The 22,543-nt window shown below is 45.0% G+C and carries 17 protein-coding genes; 12 read left to right on the forward strand and 5 right to left on the reverse strand.

The annotated features are described in order from the left end of the window. Positions 1-5: 5 nt before the first annotated feature. Positions 6-962, reverse strand: a complete 957-nt coding sequence (locus tag NSU15_RS04740) for a D-2-hydroxyacid dehydrogenase (protein ID WP_042124481.1) — start codon at positions 960-962, stop codon at positions 6-8. 88 nt (positions 963-1,050) lie between these two features. Between NSU15_RS04740 and thpR the strand changes: the two genes are divergently transcribed. The 3 genes from thpR (at position 1,051) to NSU15_RS04755 (ending at position 3,394) form a co-directional block, all read left to right on the forward strand. Then, positions 1,051-1,653 (forward strand): RNA 2',3'-cyclic phosphodiesterase, encoded by a 603-nt coding sequence (gene thpR, locus NSU15_RS04745; RefSeq protein ID WP_339289399.1) that lies wholly within the window; start codon positions 1,051-1,053, stop codon positions 1,651-1,653. Positions 1,654-1,730: 77 nt separating this feature from the next. Then, on the forward strand, positions 1,731-2,636 hold the full coding sequence (locus NSU15_RS04750) for a cell wall hydrolase (protein ID WP_339289401.1): 906 nt from the start codon (positions 1,731-1,733) through the stop codon (positions 2,634-2,636). A 74-nt stretch (positions 2,637-2,710) separates the two neighbouring features. Next, positions 2,711-3,394 carry a metal-dependent hydrolase gene (locus NSU15_RS04755; protein WP_042124486.1) on the forward strand — a complete coding sequence of 228 codons (684 nt, stop codon included), beginning with the start codon at positions 2,711-2,713 and terminating at the stop codon, positions 3,392-3,394. Between the two features lie 69 nt (positions 3,395-3,463). Here the strand turns inward: NSU15_RS04755 and NSU15_RS04760 are convergent, their stop codons facing one another. Continuing rightward, a complete protein-coding gene (locus NSU15_RS04760; RefSeq protein ID WP_076119887.1) occupies positions 3,464-4,651 on the reverse strand; it encodes a glycosyltransferase in 1,188 nt (395 codons plus the stop codon). A 267-nt stretch (positions 4,652-4,918) separates the two neighbouring features. Between NSU15_RS04760 and NSU15_RS04765 the strand changes: the two genes are divergently transcribed. The 5 genes from NSU15_RS04765 (at position 4,919) to NSU15_RS04785 (ending at position 14,919) form a co-directional block, all read left to right on the forward strand. Continuing rightward, positions 4,919-5,494, forward strand: a complete 576-nt coding sequence (locus NSU15_RS04765) for a TetR/AcrR family transcriptional regulator (protein ID WP_094871433.1) — start codon at positions 4,919-4,921, stop codon at positions 5,492-5,494. 205 nt (positions 5,495-5,699) lie between these two features. Next, positions 5,700-8,054, forward strand: coding sequence for a YhgE/Pip domain-containing protein (locus NSU15_RS04770; RefSeq protein WP_042124492.1), 2,355 nt, complete (start codon positions 5,700-5,702; stop codon positions 8,052-8,054). 363 nt (positions 8,055-8,417) lie between these two features. Continuing rightward, positions 8,418-13,013, forward strand: a complete 4,596-nt coding sequence (gene gltB / locus NSU15_RS04775; protein WP_339289406.1) for a glutamate synthase large subunit — start codon at positions 8,418-8,420, stop codon at positions 13,011-13,013. Between the two features lie 213 nt (positions 13,014-13,226). Next, positions 13,227-14,138, forward strand: coding sequence for an ABC transporter ATP-binding protein (locus tag NSU15_RS04780; RefSeq protein WP_139328552.1), 912 nt, complete (start codon positions 13,227-13,229; stop codon positions 14,136-14,138). Beyond that, complete coding sequence (locus NSU15_RS04785; RefSeq protein ID WP_076119890.1) at positions 14,131-14,919, forward strand: DUF2705 family protein; 789 nt, start codon at positions 14,131-14,133, stop codon at positions 14,917-14,919. The genes NSU15_RS04780 and NSU15_RS04785 overlap by 8 nt, the downstream gene beginning before the upstream one ends. 8 nt (positions 14,920-14,927) lie before the next feature. On the opposite strand, the gene NSU15_RS04790 is transcribed toward NSU15_RS04785, so the two are convergent. Both NSU15_RS04790 and NSU15_RS04795 read right to left on the reverse strand, forming a co-directional pair. After that, a complete protein-coding gene (locus NSU15_RS04790) occupies positions 14,928-15,377 on the reverse strand; it encodes a polymer-forming cytoskeletal protein (RefSeq protein ID WP_076119891.1) in 450 nt (149 codons plus the stop codon). A 40-nt stretch (positions 15,378-15,417) separates the two neighbouring features. Continuing rightward, positions 15,418-16,536, reverse strand: coding sequence for a peptidoglycan DD-metalloendopeptidase family protein (locus NSU15_RS04795; RefSeq protein WP_339289407.1), 1,119 nt, complete (start codon positions 16,534-16,536; stop codon positions 15,418-15,420). Positions 16,537-16,743: 207 nt separating this feature from the next. Here NSU15_RS04795 and cls point away from each other — a divergent pair, with 207 nt between their 5' ends. After that, complete coding sequence (gene cls / locus NSU15_RS04800; RefSeq protein ID WP_081953996.1) at positions 16,744-18,174, forward strand: cardiolipin synthase; 1,431 nt, start codon at positions 16,744-16,746, stop codon at positions 18,172-18,174. Positions 18,175-18,414: 240 nt separating this feature from the next. Further along, positions 18,415-19,254: a YitT family protein gene (locus tag NSU15_RS04805; protein ID WP_231574223.1), complete on the forward strand. Its 840-nt coding sequence runs from the start codon at positions 18,415-18,417 to the stop codon at positions 19,252-19,254. A 217-nt stretch (positions 19,255-19,471) separates the two neighbouring features. On the opposite strand, the gene ligD is transcribed toward NSU15_RS04805, so the two are convergent. After that, a complete protein-coding gene (gene ligD, locus NSU15_RS04810; RefSeq protein ID WP_076119893.1) occupies positions 19,472-20,356 on the reverse strand; it encodes a non-homologous end-joining DNA ligase in 885 nt (294 codons plus the stop codon). Positions 20,357-20,502: 146 nt separating this feature from the next. Here ligD and NSU15_RS04815 point away from each other — a divergent pair, with 146 nt between their 5' ends. Together NSU15_RS04815 and NSU15_RS04820 are read left to right on the forward strand one after the other, a co-directional pair. Then, positions 20,503-21,081 carry a sigma-70 family RNA polymerase sigma factor gene (locus NSU15_RS04815; RefSeq protein WP_052414466.1) on the forward strand — a complete coding sequence of 193 codons (579 nt, stop codon included), beginning with the start codon at positions 20,503-20,505 and terminating at the stop codon, positions 21,079-21,081. Beyond that, entirely contained in the window at positions 21,045-22,229 is a 1,185-nt protein-coding gene (locus NSU15_RS04820; protein WP_339289409.1) for a hypothetical protein, read from the forward strand. Before NSU15_RS04815 ends, NSU15_RS04820 begins: the two co-directional genes overlap by 37 nt. Positions 22,230-22,543: the final 314 nt, after the last annotated feature.

The raw sequence follows: 22,543 nt of genomic DNA on the forward strand, positions 1-22,543 counted from the left end.
TAAATTTAATATTGGCGGGCATAATCAACGAGATTCAGGGATGGAGTGCCAGTAGATAAATAGGAATTCATATTTTCGGTAAAAATATTTACGATCCGATTAGCGTATTGATCGGTTACGCCAGCGGAATGAGGAGTGATGACTACCTGGTCCATAGTCCAAAGCGGATGATCCTGCGGAAGCGGTTCGGTTTCGAATACATCTAATCCGGCACCTCTAAGCTGCCCGCGGTTCAGTGCATCAATTAGAGCCTCAGTATCCGTAGTTGCACCACGTCCAACGTTAATGTAGTAGGAGCCTTGTTTGAAGGCAGAGAAGATTGCAGTATCGAATAAATGCTTAGTTTCATCGGTAATTGGGAGTATATTGATAATAAAGTCACCTTGGCTCACAGCTTCTGGCAGGTGGTCCGTGGTATACACTTGATCAAAATCAGCGAGTGGCTTGCCTGAGCGACTTACTCCGATCGTCTTCATCCGGAAAGCTTTAGCAATTCTGGCTGTTTCGCTGCCGATGGCTCCAGTCCCGACAATAACGGCTGTCTTACCGAATAACTCACTTTCACTGCCGTCAGAATTCCAGTAGCGGTTCATCTGATTACGAACAGCTGTATGCAAATTACGCGTGAAGAGAAGCATGAAGCCGAAGATTACCGCAGAAATAGGTTCGGCGTGCACTCCGCTCCCGCTAGTTAACAGGATTCCACGTTCCTTAAAACGCTCCAGCGGAAGCTTCTCAATTCCTGCAGACCAGGATTGAACCCAGCGAAGGGGAGAATCTGGACGAAGAAGGGTATCGGCGATGCCTTTGCCCCAACCGATTACGATTTCAGCATCAGCGAGCAGCTGCAAATCCGGATTTTTCCCGTCTCCTTGAGTGAATGTATAACCGGGTGCTGCTGCTTTGACCCTTTCTTGTTGCTCGGCGGTAAGTGGTTGTAAACATACTATGGACTTAGTCATGATGTATTCCTCCTGCTCTACGGTTTGATGAAAATGGATAATGTTATAGGATAAGGATACCAAATCTATAGGAGAAGGTGAAATTGATATGAACGCTAACGTGTCGGATAAAGATTCAGAACGGTTGTTTATTGCTGTGAAATTACCCTCAGCACTTCAACAAGTTTTGGCGGAAGAGTGCTCTAAACTATCTCAAGAGTTTCATTTTGCAAAATGGACTCATCCAGCGGATTATCATATTACCCTGCAATTTTTGGGAGACACTCCAAAGACGAAGATCCCGGATTTAATCATGGCGTTGAAGCAGATGGCAGGGCAATGCCGCCCCTTTAAACTATCCTTGGACAAATGGAATACATTTGGTCTTCCAAAGGCTCCAAGAGTGTTATGGGTAGGGGTTTCTGGCGAATTAGAGGAGCTGAATTTACTAGCTGAGAGAGTACACACTGCGACACTTCCATTAGGATTTTCAGCCGAATCTAGGGAGTACAAACCGCATCTCACAGTGGCACGAAAGTACCTTGGAAAAATTTCATTTGATGATAAATTGCTGGAAAACTTACTGAAATTGGATGATGAAAAAAGATCAGAAATCTTTCATAGAGACTGGACGATTGATAGTTTTGTGTTGTATGCTACCAGAATGTATGCCATTCCTATGTATGAAATGATTGAAAATATTACATTTTAAAATCGGTATTTTAGTTTTCAAAGCTTCCGTTTTCGGTTACATACAATAGGAATGTGCCGTGAAATAGGAGGAATATCATGTTAATCTTTAAACAAAACCGCTATATCGCGTTGCTTGTTGGCGTTATACTAGTGTGTTTCTCTGCCATAAGCTTAATGCAACCTAACCAGGTTGCCGAGGGGAAAATAGATAGTGTGCAGATGGATAAGTTGCAATCCACCAGCCGAGCATCGATAATTAGTTATTTGCAAGAAGAATCAACAGCTAGTAAGACGAGGGGCACTAATAAAGTTTCACAAACGAATAAGCTTTATAACACAGTTAACCTGTTCAGTTCCGCTTGGAAACCAGAGCAGGGTGTAGAATGGCTTAGTAAGAATAAAATAAAGCTACAAAATACATCGCAAGCTTCCATAGTTCGGGTAAAGGCTGATGTAGTACAAACTAGTCCAACTGCGCAGAAAGCGACGCAATTGGCGGAAACAGCAACAAAGAGTGCTCAGACTGTAGTTAAGACAGCCTCAGCATCTCAGAAAAACCCCCTCACAACATTGTACTTCTCTCGGACCGAGCTATTAAGCCAGGAGCAGCAAAGTAAAGCAACCCGGCGCTACGCAGTATCCGAAGAAGAACTGCTTCTGCTACAAAAAATTGTAATGGCAGAGGCGGAAGGTGAACCGTACCAGGGCAAGGTGGCAGTTGCCAACGTTGTTCTGAATAGGCTACGGTCAGCCAATTTCCCCGACACGATATATAAGGTCATTTATCAAAAGCACCAGTTCAGTCCTGTAGCTAACGGGCGTCTTAAACGTGTGAAGCCTAATGATGATAGTATTAAAGCGGTGAACGCTGCGCTTTCTGGCGTGAAAGAAGTTCCCGATGATACTTATTTTTTCCTATCACTTAAGCTTGCGGAGGATCTTACCGTGCATCATTCACAGGAGTATGTTAAGACCATTGGCAATCATACTTTTTATAAATAAATGACCGATTCTGTGAACCTCAGCTATTTATAGGGTAAACTAGACTATATAACCCTGGAGGTGGAACAATTGTCATGAAGATCACTTATTACGGACACTCAGCACTGCTGGTAGAGACAGAGCAAGCGAAAGTTATTATTGACCCTTTTTTGTCAGGAAATCCGAACTCCGGTATTTCACCTGATGACATTACTGTAGATGCTGTTCTGCTGACACACGGTCACTCTGATCATTTTGGAGATGCTGTGCAAATTGCCAAACAGAATGATTGTCCGATCTTTGCTGTTTTTGAGCTTGCAGAATACTGTCGAATGAAGGGTGCCAAGGTTAAACATATGAATATAGGTGGCAGTCATATTTATGGTGCCATTACCGTTAAATATACTCAGGCGTTTCATTCCTCATCGATTCAGGAAGGCGACCTTTGGATTTATGCTGGACAGCCCGCTGGGATTTTATTGACGATAGAGGGGAAGACGGTATTCCATGCAGGTGATACCGCACTGTTCAGCGATCTGCGTCTGATTGGTGAGAGAACTGCGATTGACTTGGCAGCTCTGCCAATAGGCGATATGCTGACCATGGGACCGGATGATGCGCTCCTTGCTGCGCGCTGGCTGCGAGCAGATAAGGTCATACCGCTTCATTACAATACATTTCCGGATATTGCTCAGGATGCTGTGGGTTTTTGTGATCGGCTGCGCCAAGAAGGGGTAGAAGGATTCCCGCTTAAAGCTGGCGAAAGTATAGAAATATAGTAAATCCCGATTACATGTTAACACAAAAAAAGCAGGTATCTAGGGAGTTCCCCGGTTACCTGCTTTTCTTTATGGTGTAATACACACAGCTTCTTCGCCTCGGGCTTGAGCTCTTGCCCCTCTGATGTCAGCTGTTTTGTCTACCGGATTGCCTAACATCTGCAGAACAGTAGTCGCGCAGGTTTGCGGCTGATGCTTATCTGGAGCAAGACGGCGTTTACGCTGCTCTTCGAGAACAGAATACTCATGGAGCATCATAGAGAACCATTTGTCCACTACTTCAGAGTCGAGCACCTCTGCTAGCCCTAGCTCTACGAAATATTGGCAGTTTTTCTCTTCCTGACCTGGAATAGCTTTATAGAAGAGCATTGGAATTCCCTTCGCCTGACCTTCCGTACAGGTCATGCCTCCAGGCTTTGTGATCAGTAGGTCGGAAGCATCCATCAGTTTATTGATTTCACTGGTGTATCCAAGAATCCTGACGTTAGGATGATTGAGTCTTGGATTGGACTTCATTTTGGCTATAAGCTTCTCGTTGCTACCCATACAAAAGATAAGCTGGATGTTATCCATTCTAGCTGTGAGTGAATTCATAATCTCTTTGCCGAACATCAGTCCCCAGCCTCCACCCATTATGAGTACAGTAGGGATATCTGCTAGACCTAGTTCCTTACGGAGCTGCGTCTTGTTGGAACGTTCCCAGAACTTTGGATGCACTGGAATGCCGGTGACTGTTACAAGCTCTGGAGCGATCCCACGGCCTGTGAGAATAGATTTGACACGCGGGGTAGAGACGAGATATCGGTTGACCTCAGAATTTACCCAGCTACCGTGTGCATCATAATCTGTAATTAACGTATACAGCGGTACCTCCAATCCGCGACGCTTTAGTCTGGAAATGACAGCGGCTGGAATGGGGTGGGTGCAAATAATCAAATCAGGCTTTAGCTGCTCGATTACTTGTGAGGCATGTGTATAAAAAATCCGGTGAAGTGCCATCTTAGTCAACGGGTTCAATGATTTATGATATTGTGTCTTATACATCATGCCGACCAGCTTGGGCTGGCTGCTAACTGTTTTTCGGTAAGCGGAAAGAATCCATGGGGCGACCATCGGGTTAAGAAATTTACCTAGCTCGATGACTCGGCACTGGACATCCGGATTCAGTAGCTTTATCCCTTCGGCCAGAGCATAGGCTGCTCCTGTGTGGCCCGTACCGAAGCCTTCCGAAAACAGCAGTACTCTTTTCTTTCGCATAAGTTCACCTGCTACTTTCCTTTTCAATAGAAATGCGGAATTTCTTCTAACTTAGATTAGGGAAAACTGTTCTCTACTCACATTATACAAATAAGACGTAAATAGAAAGTTAAAACCCTGCAATAAATAAAAAAATAAAAGATTTTCTAAAGTATTGCAAACTGCTGAGCTACATGTTAAAGTAATGAATGACCAATTGACCGGATTAGTAAAGTGGTCAGAAAGTCGGCGGTAATGATATTTTCTGGAGAAAGGAAGTGGGCACGGGTGGCAGTGGTGGATCGAAGACAGCAGGTACTTCAGGCCGCAGCAAAATCCTTTTCATTATTCGGCTATAAGGCGACTACCATGGATCAGGTTGCAAAGATCGCAAATGTTGGAAAAGGAACCATTTACACCTTTTTTACAAACAAGGAGCAATTGTTTGATGAGATCCTGCGCGATATGATGGTAGAAATGAAGATGATTGCTGATCGCGAGATCAGGCGAGACAGACCTTTCTTTGATAACCTGCATCGTGTGCTGGATGCCCTGCTGGAATTTCGAAGTGAGCAGGAGTTATTCATCAAACTTTCCCAGGAGAGTCGCGAATTCGGAACGCCGCAGGCAGGAGAAGGGCTCGAGAAGATCGAGAACTTAGTTTTAGAATATTTAGAACGGGAGGTGCAACAAGCGCTCCAAAAGGGAGAAATCAAACCTTGCGATCCTAAAATCGTATCTGTAGTCATGTTCAGGTTATATATTGTATTGACTGCTGAACTGAATAAAACACATACTCCCTTGGACAAGGAACAGATTAAGATGTATTTTCATTTGTTTCTCGCCGAAGGATTGGCACAGTAAGCGTTGATTCAGGATAGGGATGGCGTTATCAGATTCGCTTTCCCTTAACAATTTTCAAGCTGTTTTAGGCATTGAAGAAGAGCCGAAAGGCGTTTTTTTTATCCCCTAAATTGACCAAATGGGGAAAACAGTCACTTAGTGTTACGCAATATTTCGTAAACAAAGCATTTTAAAGAGAGCATAAGCTCATAAGGAGAGAACCAGAATGAAATCATTATCCGTATTTACCAAGGATCTTGGCGCAGCCCTGAGAAATCCAAAGGTGCTGATTCCGATGATTGCCATCCTATTTATTCCGGTGATGTATAGCGGATTCTTCCTAAAGGCATTCTGGGATCCGTATGGCAAGATGAATGAATTACCGGTTGCTGTGGTCAACCAAGACGTCGGTGCTAATTATGAAGGAAAACAACTTCAGGCCGGAGATGATCTGGTTGAAGAGCTTAAGGTAACCGATGGCTTTCAATGGAACTTTGTTTCACTAGAAGAAGCGCAAGCAGGAATGAAGGACAATACCTATTATATGGCGATTATTGTTCCAGAAGACTTCTCTGCTAAAGCAACTACGCTTTTGGATGATGAACCACAGCCGGCAAAAATTATTTATGAGCCGAATGAAGGCTACAACTTCTTGGCCGGTCAAATCGGTGGAACGGCTGTAGCAGAAATTAAATCTAAAGTATCCGCTAAGGTAACAGAGGCTTATGTAGATTCTGTGTTCAATCAGATCACTGATGTATCTAAAGGACTCGGTGAAGCGGGAGATGGAGCTAACAAGATCGCCGACGGTGCAGGCAAGCTGGATGACGGCGCATTGAAGCTGAAAGAAAATCTTCTTGTACTGACTGAAGGAACCGGCAAGCTTCAAAATGGTTTAGAACCACTTACTAAAGGTGTATCTGACTTGAATGCAGGTGCTACGGCTCTGCAAACTGGATCTAGTACATTGGCAGGCGGTTTGCAACAATTATCAGACGCTCATACACAGCTTCAAGATGGTGTTGCACAAAGTGCTGCCGGTAGTAAACAGCTTAGTGATGGCTTGCAGCAAGCTGTAACAGGTGCTACACAGCTTCAAGCAGGAACGAAGTCTGCTGTAGATGGTACTACTAAACTACAAGCAGGAACACAATCTTTAGTTGACGGCAGCGCGAAGCTGAAAGAAGGTCTAACCTCTTCCGTTGATGGCAGCGCGAAGCTAGAAGCAGGATTACAGGCTTCCGCAGAAGGCAGCACTAAGGTTACTGAGGGCGCTAAAGCGGTCGCTCAAGGTTTGCAGCAATTGGCACAGGCTAGTCCTGAGTTGGCACAAAATCCAGCCGTACAGAAGCTCCTAGCAGCCAGTGCAGCTGTTGCACAAGGTAGTGAACAACTGCAACAAAGTCAACAACAGTTGGTACAAGGAGCAAGCGCACTTCACAGTGGGCAAGAGCAGCTTGTACAAGGTGCCACTCAGCTGCATGCTGGTTCGCAGCAGGTTGATGCTGGTGTAACTCAATTGCATGACGGAGCAAAGCAATTAAATGCTGGTAGCACTCAGCTCTTGGCAGGACAACAAAAATTAGCACAAGGTGCATCTGCACTTGTAACGGGTGGCGATAAGCTGCAAGCAGGTATGCAACAATTCGGCGCGAAGCTTAGTGAAGCTGCAGCTGGGGGTAGCAAACTTGCTGAGGGTGGTAAAGCTCTCGGAGATGGTACAACGAAATTACTCAGTGGTGTTGGTGAACTAGGCAGCGGTATTGGTGCTGTAGCTGACGGTTCCAAACAATTGGCTGACGGTGCAGGCGAGTTGAAGAATGGGATGGATGATCTGAAATCTGGATCAACAGAACTAGCAACTAAGCTTGGTGAAGCTGCTGAACAAACAGGCAGCGTGAATAAGTCAGATAAAATGATGGAAATGTTCGCACAACCAGTTGTAGTTGAGGATCAAGTTGTAAATCATGTACCGAACTACGGCACAGGGTTTGCTCCTTACTTCTTATCCCTTGGGTTGTTCGTAGGTGCTCTGATTTCTACGATTGTTATTCCAATGCGTGAATCAGCAGTTATTGGCGCTAGCCGCCTGAATCGTTTTATCAGCCGTACGCTTACTTTCTCAATCATGAGCTTTATCCAGTCTATGCTGGCTGCTGTGGTTGTATTGTACGGACTTGGACTAGAAGTACAAAGTGTTCCATTGTTCTTCCTATTTACATTCTTGACTAGTTTAGTGTACACATGGGTAGTTCAATCCATTGTTACTTGGCTGGATCAACCGGGACGTTTTGTTGTTATCGTTATTCTTATTTTCCAATTAACAACTAGTGCCGGAACATTCCCGCTTGAATTGATCCCGAACTGGATGAAATTCTTTAACCCACTGCTTCCAATGACTTACACAGTTAGTGGTCTTAAATCAGTAATTTCTACAGGGGACTTCAGTGCAATGTGGAGTGACGTAGGTGTACTTGCAATCTTCGGTCTTGGATTCCTTGCTCTTACTTTCGCTTACTTCATGACCCGCAGTCGGGACAATGAAGCTGGAATGAAAAGTGAACAAGCTATGACTGTATAATTTGAAAAAAGTATAAAAAAAGCGTCTCCTTCGGGAGGCGCTTTTTTTGAGTTCAAATCATTAAAAACCTTTTTCTTGCAAACATTCATAGGTGATGAAAATCCTTGAAACGCTTTCATTGCATAAGTTCTTATGCGTTCCTTGTGCATAATTATGCAGAGTGAGGTTTTTTTAAACTTTTGTCCACTAAAGCTGTGTCGCAAAAAGAAATGTTAATCAGCATCATAAAAAAGTTTAAATTGCGCTGTTGTCACCTCGGTGATAAAATAATAGCACTAATCTGGCTTGAATAATTATTAAAATTTTAATCTGAAAAATTTTCCTAAGATTACGCCATACTTTATAATAGAAAGGTTGCGTTCGATGAGACACACTGAACTGCCCGGAAAACAGGGCCTGTATGATCCCCAGTTCGAAAAAGATGCTTGCGGCATGGGATTTGTAGCCCATATTAAAGGCAAACCGTCCCATGATATCGTTAGTAACGCTTTGACAATGCTCTTTAACATGGAGCATCGGGGAGGACAAGGTAGCGAACCCAACTCTGGTGACGGAGCAGGTATTATGCTGCAAGTTCCGCACCGTTTCTTTGCAAGTGAAGCTGAGAAGCTAGGCTTTGCATTGCCTGAACAAGGCCATTATGGCGTGGGTATGATTTTTTTATCTCATGATGAAAAGGTTCGGGCTCAACATGAAACTCTCTTAAGCACAATTATTGCTGAAGAAGGTCAGGAAGTACTCGGCTATCGTGATGTACCTACCTATGATGAAATGCTTGGCAAGACAGCGAAAGCTGCTAAGCCTTTTGTGCGCCAAGTGTTTATCGGTCGCTCGTCCTCAGTTACGAACGAATTGTCTTTTGAGCGTAAGCTTTATGTCATCCGCAAGCGTGCAGAGCTTGCGATTCGCTACGGTGGTGTAGAAGAGGCTGAATCCTTCTATATTCCAAGCTTATCATGCCGTAAGATCGTATATAAAGGCATGTTGACTACAGAACAAGTCGGACAATTCTACCTGGATTTGCAGAACGAAGAGCTGGAATCAGCGATCGCGTTAGTTCACTCCCGTTTCAGTACAAATACCTTCCCAAGCTGGGAACGTGCGCATCCCTACCGCTTTATGATCCATAACGGTGAGATTAATACCTTGCGGGGTAATGTGAACTGGATGCATGCTCGCCAGTCGCTGTTCAAGAGTGAAGTGTTCGGCGAAGATTTGAACAAGATCAAACCTGTTATTAACCCGGATGGATCGGACACTGCAATGTTCGATAATACCTTTGAATTTCTGTACTTGAGCGGACGCTCCTTGCCGCAGGTAGCTATGATGATGGTTCCTGAACCATGGAGCAATCATGACAGTATGGACGCTGACAAAAAAGCTTTTTATGAATACCACAGCACTTTGATGGAGCCGTGGGACGGGCCTGCTGCAATGGGCTTTACGGATGGCGTACAAATTGGCGCTATTCTAGACCGTAACGGCTTACGTCCTGCTCGTTATTATGTAACGAAGGACGATATGATTATTCTCTCCTCCGAAGCGGGTGTTCTGGACATTCCAGCAGAGGACATCTTATATAAAGACCGTCTGAAACCTGGACGCATGCTGCTCGTGGATACCAAAGAAGGCCGTATTATCTCCGATGAGGAAGTCAAATCGGCTATCGCCTCCGAGAAGCCTTACCGCCAGTGGCTGGATGAGCATTTGATCAGTCTCGAGGAGCTTCCAGATGCGCCTGAGCTGCCAAATCCTAAGCATGACAATGTGCAGCAGCTACAACAAGCATTCGGCTATACTTTTGAAGACTTGCGCAAGGTGCTTGAGCCAATGGCATCTACCGGTGCTGAAGCTGTCGGTTCCATGGGTTATGATGCACCGCTCGCTGTGCTTTCGGACCGTCCGCAGCGCTTATATAACTATTTCAAGCAAATGTTTGCCCAAGTAACGAATCCTCCAATCGATGCTATTCGTGAAGAGCTGGTTACCTCCACAACAACTACGATTGGTCCTGAGCGTAACTTGCTAAAACCAGAACCAGAAAGTTGTCGCCAAATTTCGCTGCACACACCGATTCTTTCGAATGAAGATTTTGCTAAAATTCGTCATGTTCGCCGTGCGGGCTTCAAGTCGATGTCTATTCCAATTCTTTTCCCAGCGGAGCTCGGTGCAGAAGGAATGCGTATCGCGCTTGAACGTATGAACGAGGCTGCTGATCGCGTTATGGCTAAAGGGCATAACATTCTGATTCTGACGGACCGCGGTGTAGACAGTGAGAATGCTGCGATTCCAGCTCTACTTGCGGTATCGAGTCTGCATCACCATCTAATCCGTCAAGGAACCCGGACAAAAGTTAGTATTTTGCTCGAATCCGGTGAACCTCGTGAAGTCCATCATTATGCACTTCTGCTCGGTTATGGTGTGAGTGCAGTGAATCCATATCTGGCATTTGAAAGCCTGGATGATATGATCGGCCAGGGCTTACTGCGTGGAATCTCGCATGAGAAGGCTGTGAAGAACTATATTAAAGCTGCGACTAAGAGCGTAGTTAAGATTCTTTCCAAAATGGGAATTTCGACTATTCAATCCTACCGGGGGGCACAGATCTTTGAAGCTGTGGGTCTGAACTCGGAATTCGTGGATCGTTACTTTACTTGGACACCTTCCCGCATTGGCGGTATTGGCCTAGAGGAAGTGGCAACTGAGGCACTTATTCATCATAACCGTGCTTTCACGGATAAAGACGGAAATGATAAAGTGCTTGATTCCGGTGGTGATTATCAATGGCGAAATGATGGGGAAGAGCATTTGTTCAACCCACAGACGATTCATCTGCTTCAGCACTCTGTGCGTAGTGGAGATTATAAGATTTACAAGAAATATGCTGCACTTGTTCAAGGTGAAAGTGAAAAGCATCTGACGATTCGTTCCTTATTGCAGTTCAAGTCCGCTTATGAACCGATTCCAATAGAAGAAGTAGAACCAGTTGAATCTATTATGAAACGGTTTAAGACAGGCGCGATGTCCTTTGGTTCCATTAGTAAGGAAGCGCATGAGACACTTGCTATTGCAATGAACCGGATCGGTGGTAAGAGTAATACTGGTGAGGGCGGAGAAGACCCAGCCCGTTATATCCCGGATAGCAATGGCGATTCCCGTCGCAGTGCGATTAAACAAGTAGCCTCCGGACGTTTTGGGGTTACCTCGAACTACCTTGTTAACGCTGATGAGATCCAGATTAAGATGGCTCAGGGTGCTAAACCAGGGGAAGGCGGACAGCTTCCAGGTCGTAAAGTTTATCCTTGGGTGGCTGAAGTGCGTGGCTCAACAGCTGGTGTGGGCTTGATTTCTCCTCCACCGCATCATGATATTTATTCGATCGAGGATTTGGCAGAGCTGATCTATGATCTGAAGAATGCAAATCCACGTGCAAACATTAATGTTAAGCTCGTATCTGAAGTCGGAGTAGGTACGATTGCTGCTGGCGTAGCCAAAGGGCGCGCTGATATTATCCTGGTTAGCGGTTATGACGGAGGTACAGGTGCCTCACCGATGAACTCCATCCGTCATGCAGGTCTTCCATGGGAGCTTGGCTTGGCTGAAACGCATCAGACGTTGATGCTGAACAATCTGCGTGACCGTGTTGTTCTGGAAACAGACGGAAAAATGCTTAGCGGACGCGATCTGGCAGTAGCTGTATTACTTGGTGCTGAAGAGTATGGCTTCGCTACTGCTCCACTAGTAGCTGTAGGTTGTATCATGATGCGTGTCTGCCAAATGGATACTTGTCCGGTTGGTGTTGCGACACAAAATCCAGATCTTCGTAAGAACTTTACGGGTGATCCGCAGCATGTGGTTAACTTTATGACCTTCGTGGCGCAGGATTTACGCGAAATTATGGCGAGTCTTGGCTTCCGCACGATTGAAGAGATGGTAGGCCGTACAGATTGCTTAGACGCTGCTCAAGCTTCGCAGCATTGGAAGAAGAAGGGCGTAGATTTGAGCAGTCTGCTGCATACGCCTGAAATGCCAGAGGGAAGCACACGCTTCTGCAGTAAACGTCAGAATCATGGTCTGGAAGAGACACTTGATGTCTCCAAACTGCTGGATCTGGCTGCACCTGCACTAGAGTCTGGTACGGCTGTAGAAGCATCGCTGCCGATTACGAACGTTAATCGTGCTGTTGGAACCATCCTTGGCAGCGAGTTGACTCGTAAATACGGGGCAGCCGGCTTGCCTGACGATACGATTCGTCTTCATTTCACAGGTTCAGCTGGTCAAAGCTTGGGGGCATTCGTGCCTAAGGGGATCACGCTTACGGTGGAAGGCGATTCCAATGACTACGTTGGTAAAGGACTGTCGGGTGGTAAGATTATTATCAAGCCTTCTCCGAAAGCTACCTTTGCTGCTGAAGACAATATCATTATCGGAAATACTGCATTCTATGGAGCGACAGGCGGAGAAGCTTATATCAGCGGTATCGCTGGTGAGCGCTTTGCCGTTCGTAACTCTGGAGCGAAGGTTGTTGTAGAAGGCGTGGGCGACCACGGCTGTGAATACATGACTGGAGGCCGTGTGGTTGTCCTTGGCGAAACAGGTCGTAACTTTGCGGCTGGGATGTCTGGCGGTATCGCTTATGTCTACGACCCAGATAGATCCTTCGTCGGCCGCTGCAATCTCGAAATGGTACTGCTCGAAAGAGTAGAAGAGCTTGAAGAGATCGAAGAGCTGCGTGGGCTGATTAGCCGTCATGTAGAGCTTACAGGCAGTGAGGCAGGAGCGCGGGTGCTGGATCAGTGGGCAGATAGCTTGCCGAAGTTTGTTCGTGTTATTCCGAAGGATTACAAGCGGATGATGGAGCAGATTCGCAAAGTGGAGCAAACCGGATTGACCGGAGAAGCTGCTTTGATGGCTGCATTTGAAGCGAATATGCGTGAGCTTGCACGCGTTGGTGGCTAATTAGTTGCTACTGAAATAACGAAATATTGAATGATGTGAGATAAGGGACTTGGTCTTTTCCGTTTGCGGGAGGCCAGGTCCTTTTTTTTCAAATCGAATCGAAGCCTCGGTTTAAACAACGTTAGACTGTTTCTTTTTTGTAATTTTCTGAAAAAAACGGTATGGTAAACTTGTTTGTAAATGAAAGGGAGTGATACTGTGTCAAATACAGAAATGATGTCTGAGCCTGTTGCACGTTTGCAGGGAGTTACCAAAAAAATAGGCTCTAAGACGCTTGTGAGCGATTTAACACTTGATATCCCACCGGGTCAAATATTCGGTTTTTTGGGACCAAACGGAGCAGGGAAGACGACAACAATACGGATGATGGTAGGATTAATTTCCATTAGCAGTGGGGACGTCCTGATCAGTGGTCATAGTATTAAAAATAATTATAAAGAGGCTATCGCAAGTGTTGGGGCTATTGTAGAAAATCCTGAAATGTACAAGTTTCTGTCCGGGTATCAGAATCTTAGACAATTTGCACGGATGGTACCGGGGGTCAGTAAGCAACGGATTGATGAAGTTGTGGAGCTGGTCGGGCTTGGTCAAAGGATTCATGACAAAGTAAAGACTTATTCCCTAGGGATGCGCCAGAGACTTGGAGTGGCTCAGGCGCTACTAAACCGGCCGAAGCTACTGGTTCTAGATGAGCCAACCAATGGGCTTGATCCACAAGGCATACGTGAGCTTCGTGACTATCTTCGCCTACTCTGTCGTGAAGAAGGAACAACTGTATTTGTCTCCAGCCATTTACTTTCCGAAATGGAGCTCATGTGTGACAGTGTAGCCATTATTCAGAATGGGCAACTGCTGGAGGTAAAACAACTAAAAGAGGTTGGCAATGTTACAATGCCTATCGGAGAAACCTTGTTTGAGGTTGACGATGCCGAAGCTGCACTTGCGCTCATTGGACAAGGAACATTAAAGAGCGGTGGGCTTGTAGTTGAGGCGGCACGTGAAGATATTGCTGAGTTTAATGCCAGACTAGTGGCTGGTGGGATTAAAGTGTACAGTATCAAATCACTTGCCCGTACGCTAGAGGATCAATTCTTAGAGGTTACAGGAGGTGAAGGAATTGAGTAATTTTACAGCGTTGATACATAATGAGAACATCAAGATATATAGTCGTGCCCGCACATGGGTGATGCTGATTATTCTAGCAGTGTTTAGTGCGTTTCTTCCGGCTCTTATGTATTTCACAACGGATAACCCAGCATCACGCTTAGGCGTTTGGGACAGCTTCCAAATGATAGTGAGTGTTGTATTCTTCCTGAATACGATCTTCGTTGTTGTTATAGCCGCTGACTCCGTAGCGGGCGAATTTACTTGGGGAACCATCAAAATGCTGCTGATTCGCCCGTGGAGTCGTTCCCAGATCTTGCTCTCAAAATACATTAGTGTTGTGCTCTTTAGCTTGCTTTGTACTGTGGTATTGATTGTTTTTGGTTTAGTTTCATCGTTTATTTTCGCCAACCCAGCTGGAGATGCACTGTCTTCAATTGTAACTTGGAGCCCTGCTGAGTATTCCTTTTTAGATCTCCTATGCCGCTACGTCACTCTTTTCTTGACGGTTACGCTTGCTTTTATGATTTCATCCGTATTCCGTGCAAGTGGATTGGCGATTGGTTTATCCATGTTTATCATGTTCGCCCAGAGCATTTTCGCGGCTTTGCTTAATCCTGATGTGTTCGAATGGGCCAGATACTTAATTTTCACTCATATGGATCTAAGGGTTTACATTGGATCTGATATTGGCCCAGGTGGTGCTACACTTGGCTTCTCTATTGGTATACTAGCAGTGTATTATGTTTTATTCTTGGCTGTTTCCTGGTTTGTCTTCCGTAAACGGGACGTTGCTGGATAAAAATAAACTTAACCGGCTTCAAGCGTTTCTTCTGCTTTGGAGGAACGTTTGGCTGTCTTGTCCTTTTTCGTATTACTTTTGAGCTCACCTGCTTGTTCAGAGGTGGGCTGTTCTTGCATGGCGATGGACCCATTAAGCAGGCTGCCCTCCATAATGCTGAGTGCTCCTGCAGAAATATTACCGTGTAGCTCGCCGGTACCAGTCATAATGAGCCTACGATCCGCAGTAACATCTCCATATACTTTACCAGCGATAACGATTTCTTCTGCTCTAATACTGGAGCGCACCGTGCCTTCCTCACCTACAGTGACTACACCACTGCATATAATTTCACCGCTAAAGGTACCTTCAATCCGCAGGTTCGTATCGCAATGCACTTTACCCTCGAGCGTACCCCCGTGCCCGATCAGAGAGTCAGTAGACTTGAAAGGGACTCGTTGCTGCCGCTTGTTCCACATGTATATATTCCTCCTAATCATATTGTTATGACATTAATGCTTAAGGTTTAACATAATTCAATGGATCCACAGTTTTATTCTGCTTCACTACTTGAAAATGAAGATGAGGTCCTGTGCTGCGGCCCGTGTTTCCAAGTAGCCCGATCTTCTGGCCTTTGCTAACCTTGTCCCCTGGAGATACAATCATTCCCTTCAGATGCATATACCAGGTTTCAAGACCGTTGGAATGCTTAATCACGATATATTTGCCTCTTGCGCCCATCTGCTCGGCGGTAACGACCTCTCCATCTAAGGCGGCATATACAGGATCGCCTAAGTTCCCGGCAATATCGACACCCGAATGGAACGCGGATAAGCCCTTAAAGGGATCTGTTCGATAGCCGAAGCTTGAGGAGATGACCCTGGAATCAGTAGGCCAGAGCACTGCTGCATTTAGTCTGGCTTGTTCTGCCTTAGCCTTTTTTGCTTGTTGATTTGCTTGTACGTTATTTTCATGCTCCGCTTGAGTGATGGTCTGCGTAATACTTTCCACCATTTCATCGAGCATACTGTGGATCTCTTCAAAGTCGTCTTTTGTTTCTTCCACCAGATTTAGCGATTCGTTCTGATAGGCCGCGATATATTCTCCGCCTACCTGTGGTGTTATTGCACTTTTAAAGGATGTTTCATTAGGTATGGGTATAGCATTACGGTTTGATAAGCCTAAGGTTGAATTTGAAGCGGTTGAATCAGTTTTTGATTCATTGGTTTCTGCGGCGGAGCCTTTGCTTTTGTTAATCAATGACTGCAGCTCCTGTTCCAGCGCGTTTACACTCTTCAGCTTGTCTTTAATACTGTCTGCCTCTTCTGATAGTTCGCTGACTTGATCACGTAGCTGCATAAGATCTTTATCCTTATCAGCGACCTTCATTTCCATGCGGAGATTGGTTAGTGATAGTGCGGCTGCCTCAGCTTCCAGTTGTGAGATCGACTGCGAGGCATGGAAATGCATAGAGGTGACCAGACTGGAGAGGGACAGAGCTGCTGCTGCCGGCAGGGCGAACGCAAGTGGCTTTGAGATCTGGAGTTGTTTGACGGGGCGCCCGGCATCCCTTACGACGAGCAGCGTAATCCGGTTATGATCTGGCTGACTCTTCATGGCTTCTCCTTTCTGCGGCATATGGCAGCCGCCTTACGATACACGAAGCTAACGACCTTACTTCCATTAGGCTCATCCCGAATTGTCTTACTACTCTATGTATTCCATATCTTTCGGGAACATGACAACGGTTTGTATGAATAAAGAAAGAGAGTTACGGCAAAACCTGTACTAGAGTCGTCGCAGCGAGTCTATTGCAACTGTTTTATTAATGGAGGAGGTAGTGAATTGAAGACCTTTGCGATAATTCTAAGTCTTTTTATTATACAGATCGCAGTAATTGTATTTATGGAGTTCCGTCGCCCACAAAGAGCTATGGCATGGCTGTTCATTTCATTCTGTTGTCCACCGCTTGGCCTTGCATTCTATTATTTTCTGGGCCGTGATTATAGACAGAATCGAAAATTAAATAAAAGATGTATTTCACTCTTTCGTGAAATTCGTTCGCATGTCTCTGGCAATATTAAGGTAGTAAAGGATGTTACTGAGAGTGGAAACGCTCAGTTTGAGAATAATAAAGGTCTATTGGATTTGCTCTCGAAAATCGCAGAAGGACCGATTACTGGTCACAATAAGAGCAGGGTATTATCTACTGCTAGAGAAGCATATGATGCTATGCTTGAAGCAATGGAAGAGGCGAAAGAACATATACACATGGAATTCTATATTTATCGGGATGATGAAATTGGGGAGCAGTTTCAAGATGTTATGATTCGGAAGGCGCGTCAGGGCGTTAAGGTGCGGTTACTTTGTGATGGTCTGGGCAGCCATCATTTAAGCCGAAGATTCATTCGTGTGTTGAGAAATGCGGGAGTAGAGTTTCACTTTTTTTTACCTCCGATTAGTTCTTTATTGGAGCGTCGTTTTAATTTCCGCAATCATCGGAAGATTCTGGTGGTGGATGGGCTCGTTGGTTTCACGGGTGGAATGAATATAGGGGATGATTATTTGGGGAAGGATCTCAAAATGGGATATTGGCGTGATACCCATCTGCGTCTAGAAGGAGACTCGGTATATTATATTCAGCATGTCTTCTTAAAGGATTGGAGATTGGCCTCTGGCGAAAGTATGAGCCATCCGCGTCTGTTCCCAAAACATGCTTGTGAGGCGCAAGAAGCCGTGCAGATTGTTGGGAGTGGCCCAGATGCTGCAATTGACGCTTCTCAAGAGATGTATTTTGCCGCTTTATGCGCAGCAAAACATCGGATTTGGATCACATCTCCGTATTTTATTCCTGATCCTTCCATCTGCCGGGCTTTGAAAAGCGCAGTACTTCGTGGAGTGGATGTAAGAATTATTATTCCGGCGAAGCCTGATAATATGCTTGTCTATCATGCTTCTTTGTCTTATTTAGAAAATTTACAAGACGCAGGGGTGAAATTCTACCGCTATACGAAAGGATTTATGCATGCCAAGATCATGATTATCGATGAGCTGATCGCTACGGTGGGGAGTGCAAATCTGGATATGCGCAGCTTTTATTCTAACTTTGAATTGACTGCTGTGCTTCTGCATCCGGATGCTATATCTCCACTTGTCAGAGGATTTGAGAAGGATCAAAAGCACAGTGAATTTATTGATCCTGTAAAGTTTAAGGAGAGAGGGAGAATTGTCAAACTCGGTGAAGGGCTGTGTCAGTTGTTATCTCCGCTATTATGACTGGAAAGGGGACTTAATCTGAATTTTTCGAAGGATATATCGTGTTCCATTCATTATTAGGGCTTATTTTGTGATATAATAATTGTATAAGAAGAAATGTAAGAAAGTATAGATAATAATTATACTTCCGAATGTTTCAAAACTATACTGTTAAATTGTAGGGGGAGTTCTATGAATGTGAGTCCACAAATGATTGCCAACGAGGAACAGAGCAAACTCCAGAAGACTGGAACACATAAAATGGCTAAGTTCGCCCAGCGAATGATCATGTTATCCATCGGGGCAGCAATGATGGCCGTTGCACTAGAAATATTCCTCGTACCGAATGAAATGATTGATGGTGGAATTACAGGTATCTCCATTATTTTATCATATCTTTTCGATATTCCTCTGGGGATTTTATTGACGCTGTTAAACCTTCCGTTCTTGTTAATTGGTTATAAGCAAATCGGTAAGACCTTTGCTTTATCTACCTTATATGCAATCATACTTATGTCTATTGGGACTTCATTGTTGCATCATGTGAGTGCCTTTACGGTTGAGCCCATGCTTGCTGCCGTGTTTGGCGGTATTATTCTTGGTGTTGGTGTAGGGTTAGTTGTACGTTTTGGCGGATCTTTAGACGGTACAGAAATCGTTGCTATTCTAGTAGCAAAGAAGCTTCCCTTCTCTGTAGGTGAAGTTGTTATGTTCTTCAACCTGTTCATCTTATCCGGAGCTGGATTTGTGTTCGGTTGGAATAATGCGATGTTCTCACTAATTGCTTATTACATTGCATTCAAGGTAATTGACATTACACTTGAGGGTCTCGATCAGTCGAAATCGGTATGGATTATCAGTGATAAATTCCGGGATATCGGTGAAGCTTTGACGGAGCGTCTTGGACGTGGTGTTACTTATTTAGATGGAGAAGGCGGATTTTCCGGGGAGAACAAAAAAGTGATCTTCGTGGTTATCACCCGTTTGGAAGAAGCTAAGCTTAAATCCATTGTTGAGGATTGGGATTCAGGTGCATTCATCGCAATAGGTAACATTCATGATGTTAAAGGCGGCCGCTTCAAGAAGAAAGCAATTCATTAGTTTAAATTATGTTAGCTTGGCACTTTAGTATTATTATCTGAAAGAAGGTATTTTTACGAATAATGGAGCAATAAATACGGTGAACAAGACTCGATATGCCGTATTCTTATACAATATACCTTCTGTCCTTGAGTGGGACGCCTGATAAGCCCGTAGCGTGAATTGATGCTGCGGGCTTATTGCTGTTTTTGGGGTTTATTATTTGTGGGGTTTTCCCCTATGGAAGCTTAGCGATGAGCTGTTGGACAGGCTGCGGCGGTACTTTTTCCAGAAGATCCCCCATACGTTGCAAGCGTTCCTCAATATTGAGCAAATGAAAATCAGTAGGGGATACGTTCTGCCGAACCTCCTCCCAGAGCAATGGTGTGGATACAGTAGCGAGCGGCCTAGCGCGTGGTGTATAAGGTGCAGCTAATGTTTTGCCACTGTAATGCTGGAGGTAGTCAAAATATATTTTATCTCCGCGATTTTTCTTCAGACGCTCTAAGGTGAATAAATTGGGGTGCTTCTCGGTGACATAACGACCGACAAAGTGTCCGATTTTTCGCAATCCGTCAAAAGTAACACCGGTCTCGATAGGGACTATGATCTGCACCCCCGTAGCGCCGGAGGTTTTGGGCACAGAAGATAAACCAAGAGAGGTTAAGACCGTCCCTACGATTGCAGTTGCTTCCATGATCCGGGGCTCGACTTCACGTGACGGGTCTAGATCAATCATCCACTCACAAGGCAGATCGCTGCCTACATAATGCAAAGAAGGGTGAAACTCCAGAGCAGCCAGATTTCCCAGCCAGATCAACTCAGCTAAACCTTGCAGCTTGATATAATTAATATTCTCGTGAACAGCGGTCTGGACAAAGGCAGGCAGAGGATCAGGGGCATTTTTCTGATAAAAGGACATTCCCGAGACACCGTGCGGATAACGAATAACGGTAAGCAGCCGATCGCGGCAATAGCGCAGCAGGTAGGGAGAGAGGGCGGCGAGCTTTTCCAGATAGATCCGTTTTGTAATTCCGCAATCCGGCCATAGCAGCTTCTCTGGGTTGGTGATGGTTATCTCTTGGCCGTCTACGGTAATTGTGCCTTTGATGGCTGCTGGCATCCGGAAACTCCTTTCTGTTATAGGAATGAGGGTATTATGTGCCAGTCTGTTTCTTTTCATGAAAAAAATATTTCCAAAGTGTCCCTTTTGGATGATCATAAGAGTTATAAGGTTATACGGTTATGTGAAAGGGGAGTTTGCTGATTTTGGACGGGATAGAACACACCGTCGTTCGGGTACAGGCAGGCGAGGTAGAGTCCTATGCCCTTATCGTCGAAGCTTTTCAAAAACCGATTTACCGCTATTGCAGCCGGCTGCTTGGGAGCCGCACGGAAGCGGAGGATGCGGTGCAGGATATTCTGGTGAAGGCATATCAGCATATAGGCACGTATCGTCCCATCGCGAGCTTTTCTTCCTGGTTATATAAAATTGCCTATCATCATTGCCTCAGCCTGATCCGCAAACGTCAAAGACATTTGAGACTTATGGCGCTTTTTCAACCAGATCCGCCTGCAGAAAGCCCGGAACAGTTGATGGACCGTTACATATTTAACGAACATCTGACTTTTGCCCTCGCGAAGCTGAAGACAGAGGAGCGAAACTTGTTAGTGCTGCGAATCTTTGAGGAACAGAGCTTCCCGGAAATTGCGGAGATCCTTGATAAGAATACGGATGCTGTGAAGAAGAAATACAGGCGTACGATTGCGAAGCTTGGCAAAACGATGAATGCTCAGAAAGGGGGGACGGAATGGTGGGGCAACGAAGCTGTGTTGAAGAGAAAATGATAAAGAAAATGGACGCATTGGGGAACTGCGACGAACTAGATGTAAAAGCAGCAGTTATGAATCGGGTAATGGCAATTCATGATCAACAGAAAACGATGGGCGGAGAAATGACGAATCTCAGAGACGAACGGGAGCCATTCTCAGAGACGGGAGATCCCGTTATGCAGAAGCAAGCGAAGATACTCCCGCATCCATCTAAATTTAGAAAAAGACTTCTCTCAGGGGTCTCCGCAGCTGTATTGCTGGGGATGCTCGGATTTGGTGCCCTTCAGCTGTCTGGACTTGGAGATTTAACGGAACATGGTAGCCAGTCTACAATTGATATCACGCAACCTCCGGATGGAGCTATTACGCTAGTGAACAGCGGAGGGAAGGCTATTGTACAGACGGTGCACTATAATACTCCTATTCCTTCGACCTCTCCTGCGATAGAGAAGTATCTGAGTTTATTGGCGACTTATAAAGAGCAGGTGCTTGCTCACTTGAATGCTGGAGAAATGGCTGCTTATTATGTGAATGATACTGAGTTTACTAAGTTGGCCAAAGGTTTAGGCTATGGAAATCAATTGCAGTTCGCTTTCAGTTCTCCGGTGTATTCTAATCATCAAGATTTCGTGAAAAAATTAAAAGGGACTGGGGATTTCTGGCCCGAGCTGCCTTCCATACTCGCTAATGGTTATGAATTTGAGTACGCCACTTTTAAAGCTGCTCCTCCTTACTGGCCGATAGACAAGGAATATAAAGAAATGCTTGAACAATTTCAAAAAAAAGCAAAGGTCGATAAAACAGGCCAAAAGCTATTTATAGAGAAGATAGCTGTGAATGCCATAGAGAGTGCTGAGCTTACCTACCATAAGGGGGATCAAACAATTGAACTATCCTTAAATCAGAGCGCCTATATGGGTGGTATATCGCAAGTGTCTATCTTGGAAGGTCAGACTGCCGAAAAATGGTCAATGACAGGTACTGGTAAAGAAGCAGTTTTTATCGCAGCGAGTACAGAGAAGGGGGAGCAGACTTGGTCTTCCCGGAATCTTTTGTATTGGTATGATGAAGCCAGCCAGACGATTCGTAGTCTAAATGATGGACTGAATGAGAGTTTAACCCGTGAACAATGGCAAGTGATTGCTAACAGTTTTATTCGCTAGCTACTGTTGTTCTATTCGTACAATATGAGAAGCTGTCTCAAAAGTAGTGAAATCTACTTGGGAGGCAGCTTTTTTTATGGAATAGGAAAAGTAATGGATTTTACTGTACCATGTGACAATATGCCACGCGTAGTGTTCTATGCTACTGGTTGGGGCGGTGGGCGATGTGCTATGTATGATTTACTTGCGGCTTGCAGTAGATGATTTGTGGATTACTGATATATGTGACGGTGGACTATGGGCGATACGTTCTGTGTCTATGCAATGTATAGAGTCCTTTAAATTAATTAGGGAAAAACTCCCTAAAAATAACC

This window comes from Paenibacillus sp. FSL E2-0201, from assembly GCF_037963325.1.
GTDB lineage: Bacteria > Bacillota > Bacilli > Paenibacillales > Paenibacillaceae > Paenibacillus_AQ.

Bases quoted from the DNA above. Each gene is read 5' to 3' on its own strand.
- NSU15_RS04740 (WP_042124481.1), bottom strand. From the start codon at position 962: ATGACTAAGTCCATAGTATGTTTACAACCACTTACCGCCGAGCAACAA.
- thpR (WP_339289399.1), top strand. From the start codon at position 1,051: ATGAACGCTAACGTGTCGGATAAAGATTCAGAACGGTTGTTTATTGCT.
- NSU15_RS04750 (WP_339289401.1), top strand. From the start codon at position 1,731: ATGTTAATCTTTAAACAAAACCGCTATATCGCGTTGCTTGTTGGCGTT.
- NSU15_RS04755 (WP_042124486.1), top strand. From the start codon at position 2,711: ATGAAGATCACTTATTACGGACACTCAGCACTGCTGGTAGAGACAGAG.
- NSU15_RS04760 (WP_076119887.1), bottom strand. From the start codon at position 4,651: ATGCGAAAGAAAAGAGTACTGCTGTTTTCGGAAGGCTTCGGTACGGGC.
- NSU15_RS04770 (WP_042124492.1), top strand. From the start codon at position 5,700: ATGAAATCATTATCCGTATTTACCAAGGATCTTGGCGCAGCCCTGAGA.
- gltB (WP_339289406.1), top strand. From the start codon at position 8,418: ATGAGACACACTGAACTGCCCGGAAAACAGGGCCTGTATGATCCCCAG.
- NSU15_RS04780 (WP_139328552.1), top strand. From the start codon at position 13,227: ATGATGTCTGAGCCTGTTGCACGTTTGCAGGGAGTTACCAAAAAAATA.
- NSU15_RS04790 (WP_076119891.1), bottom strand. From the start codon at position 15,377: ATGTGGAACAAGCGGCAGCAACGAGTCCCTTTCAAGTCTACTGACTCT.
- NSU15_RS04795 (WP_339289407.1), bottom strand. From the start codon at position 16,536: ATGCCGCAGAAAGGAGAAGCCATGAAGAGTCAGCCAGATCATAACCGG.
- NSU15_RS04805 (WP_231574223.1), top strand. From the start codon at position 18,415: ATGGCTAAGTTCGCCCAGCGAATGATCATGTTATCCATCGGGGCAGCA.
- ligD (WP_076119893.1), bottom strand. From the start codon at position 20,356: ATGCCAGCAGCCATCAAAGGCACAATTACCGTAGACGGCCAAGAGATA.
- NSU15_RS04820 (WP_339289409.1), top strand. From the start codon at position 21,045: ATGGTGGGGCAACGAAGCTGTGTTGAAGAGAAAATGATAAAGAAAATG.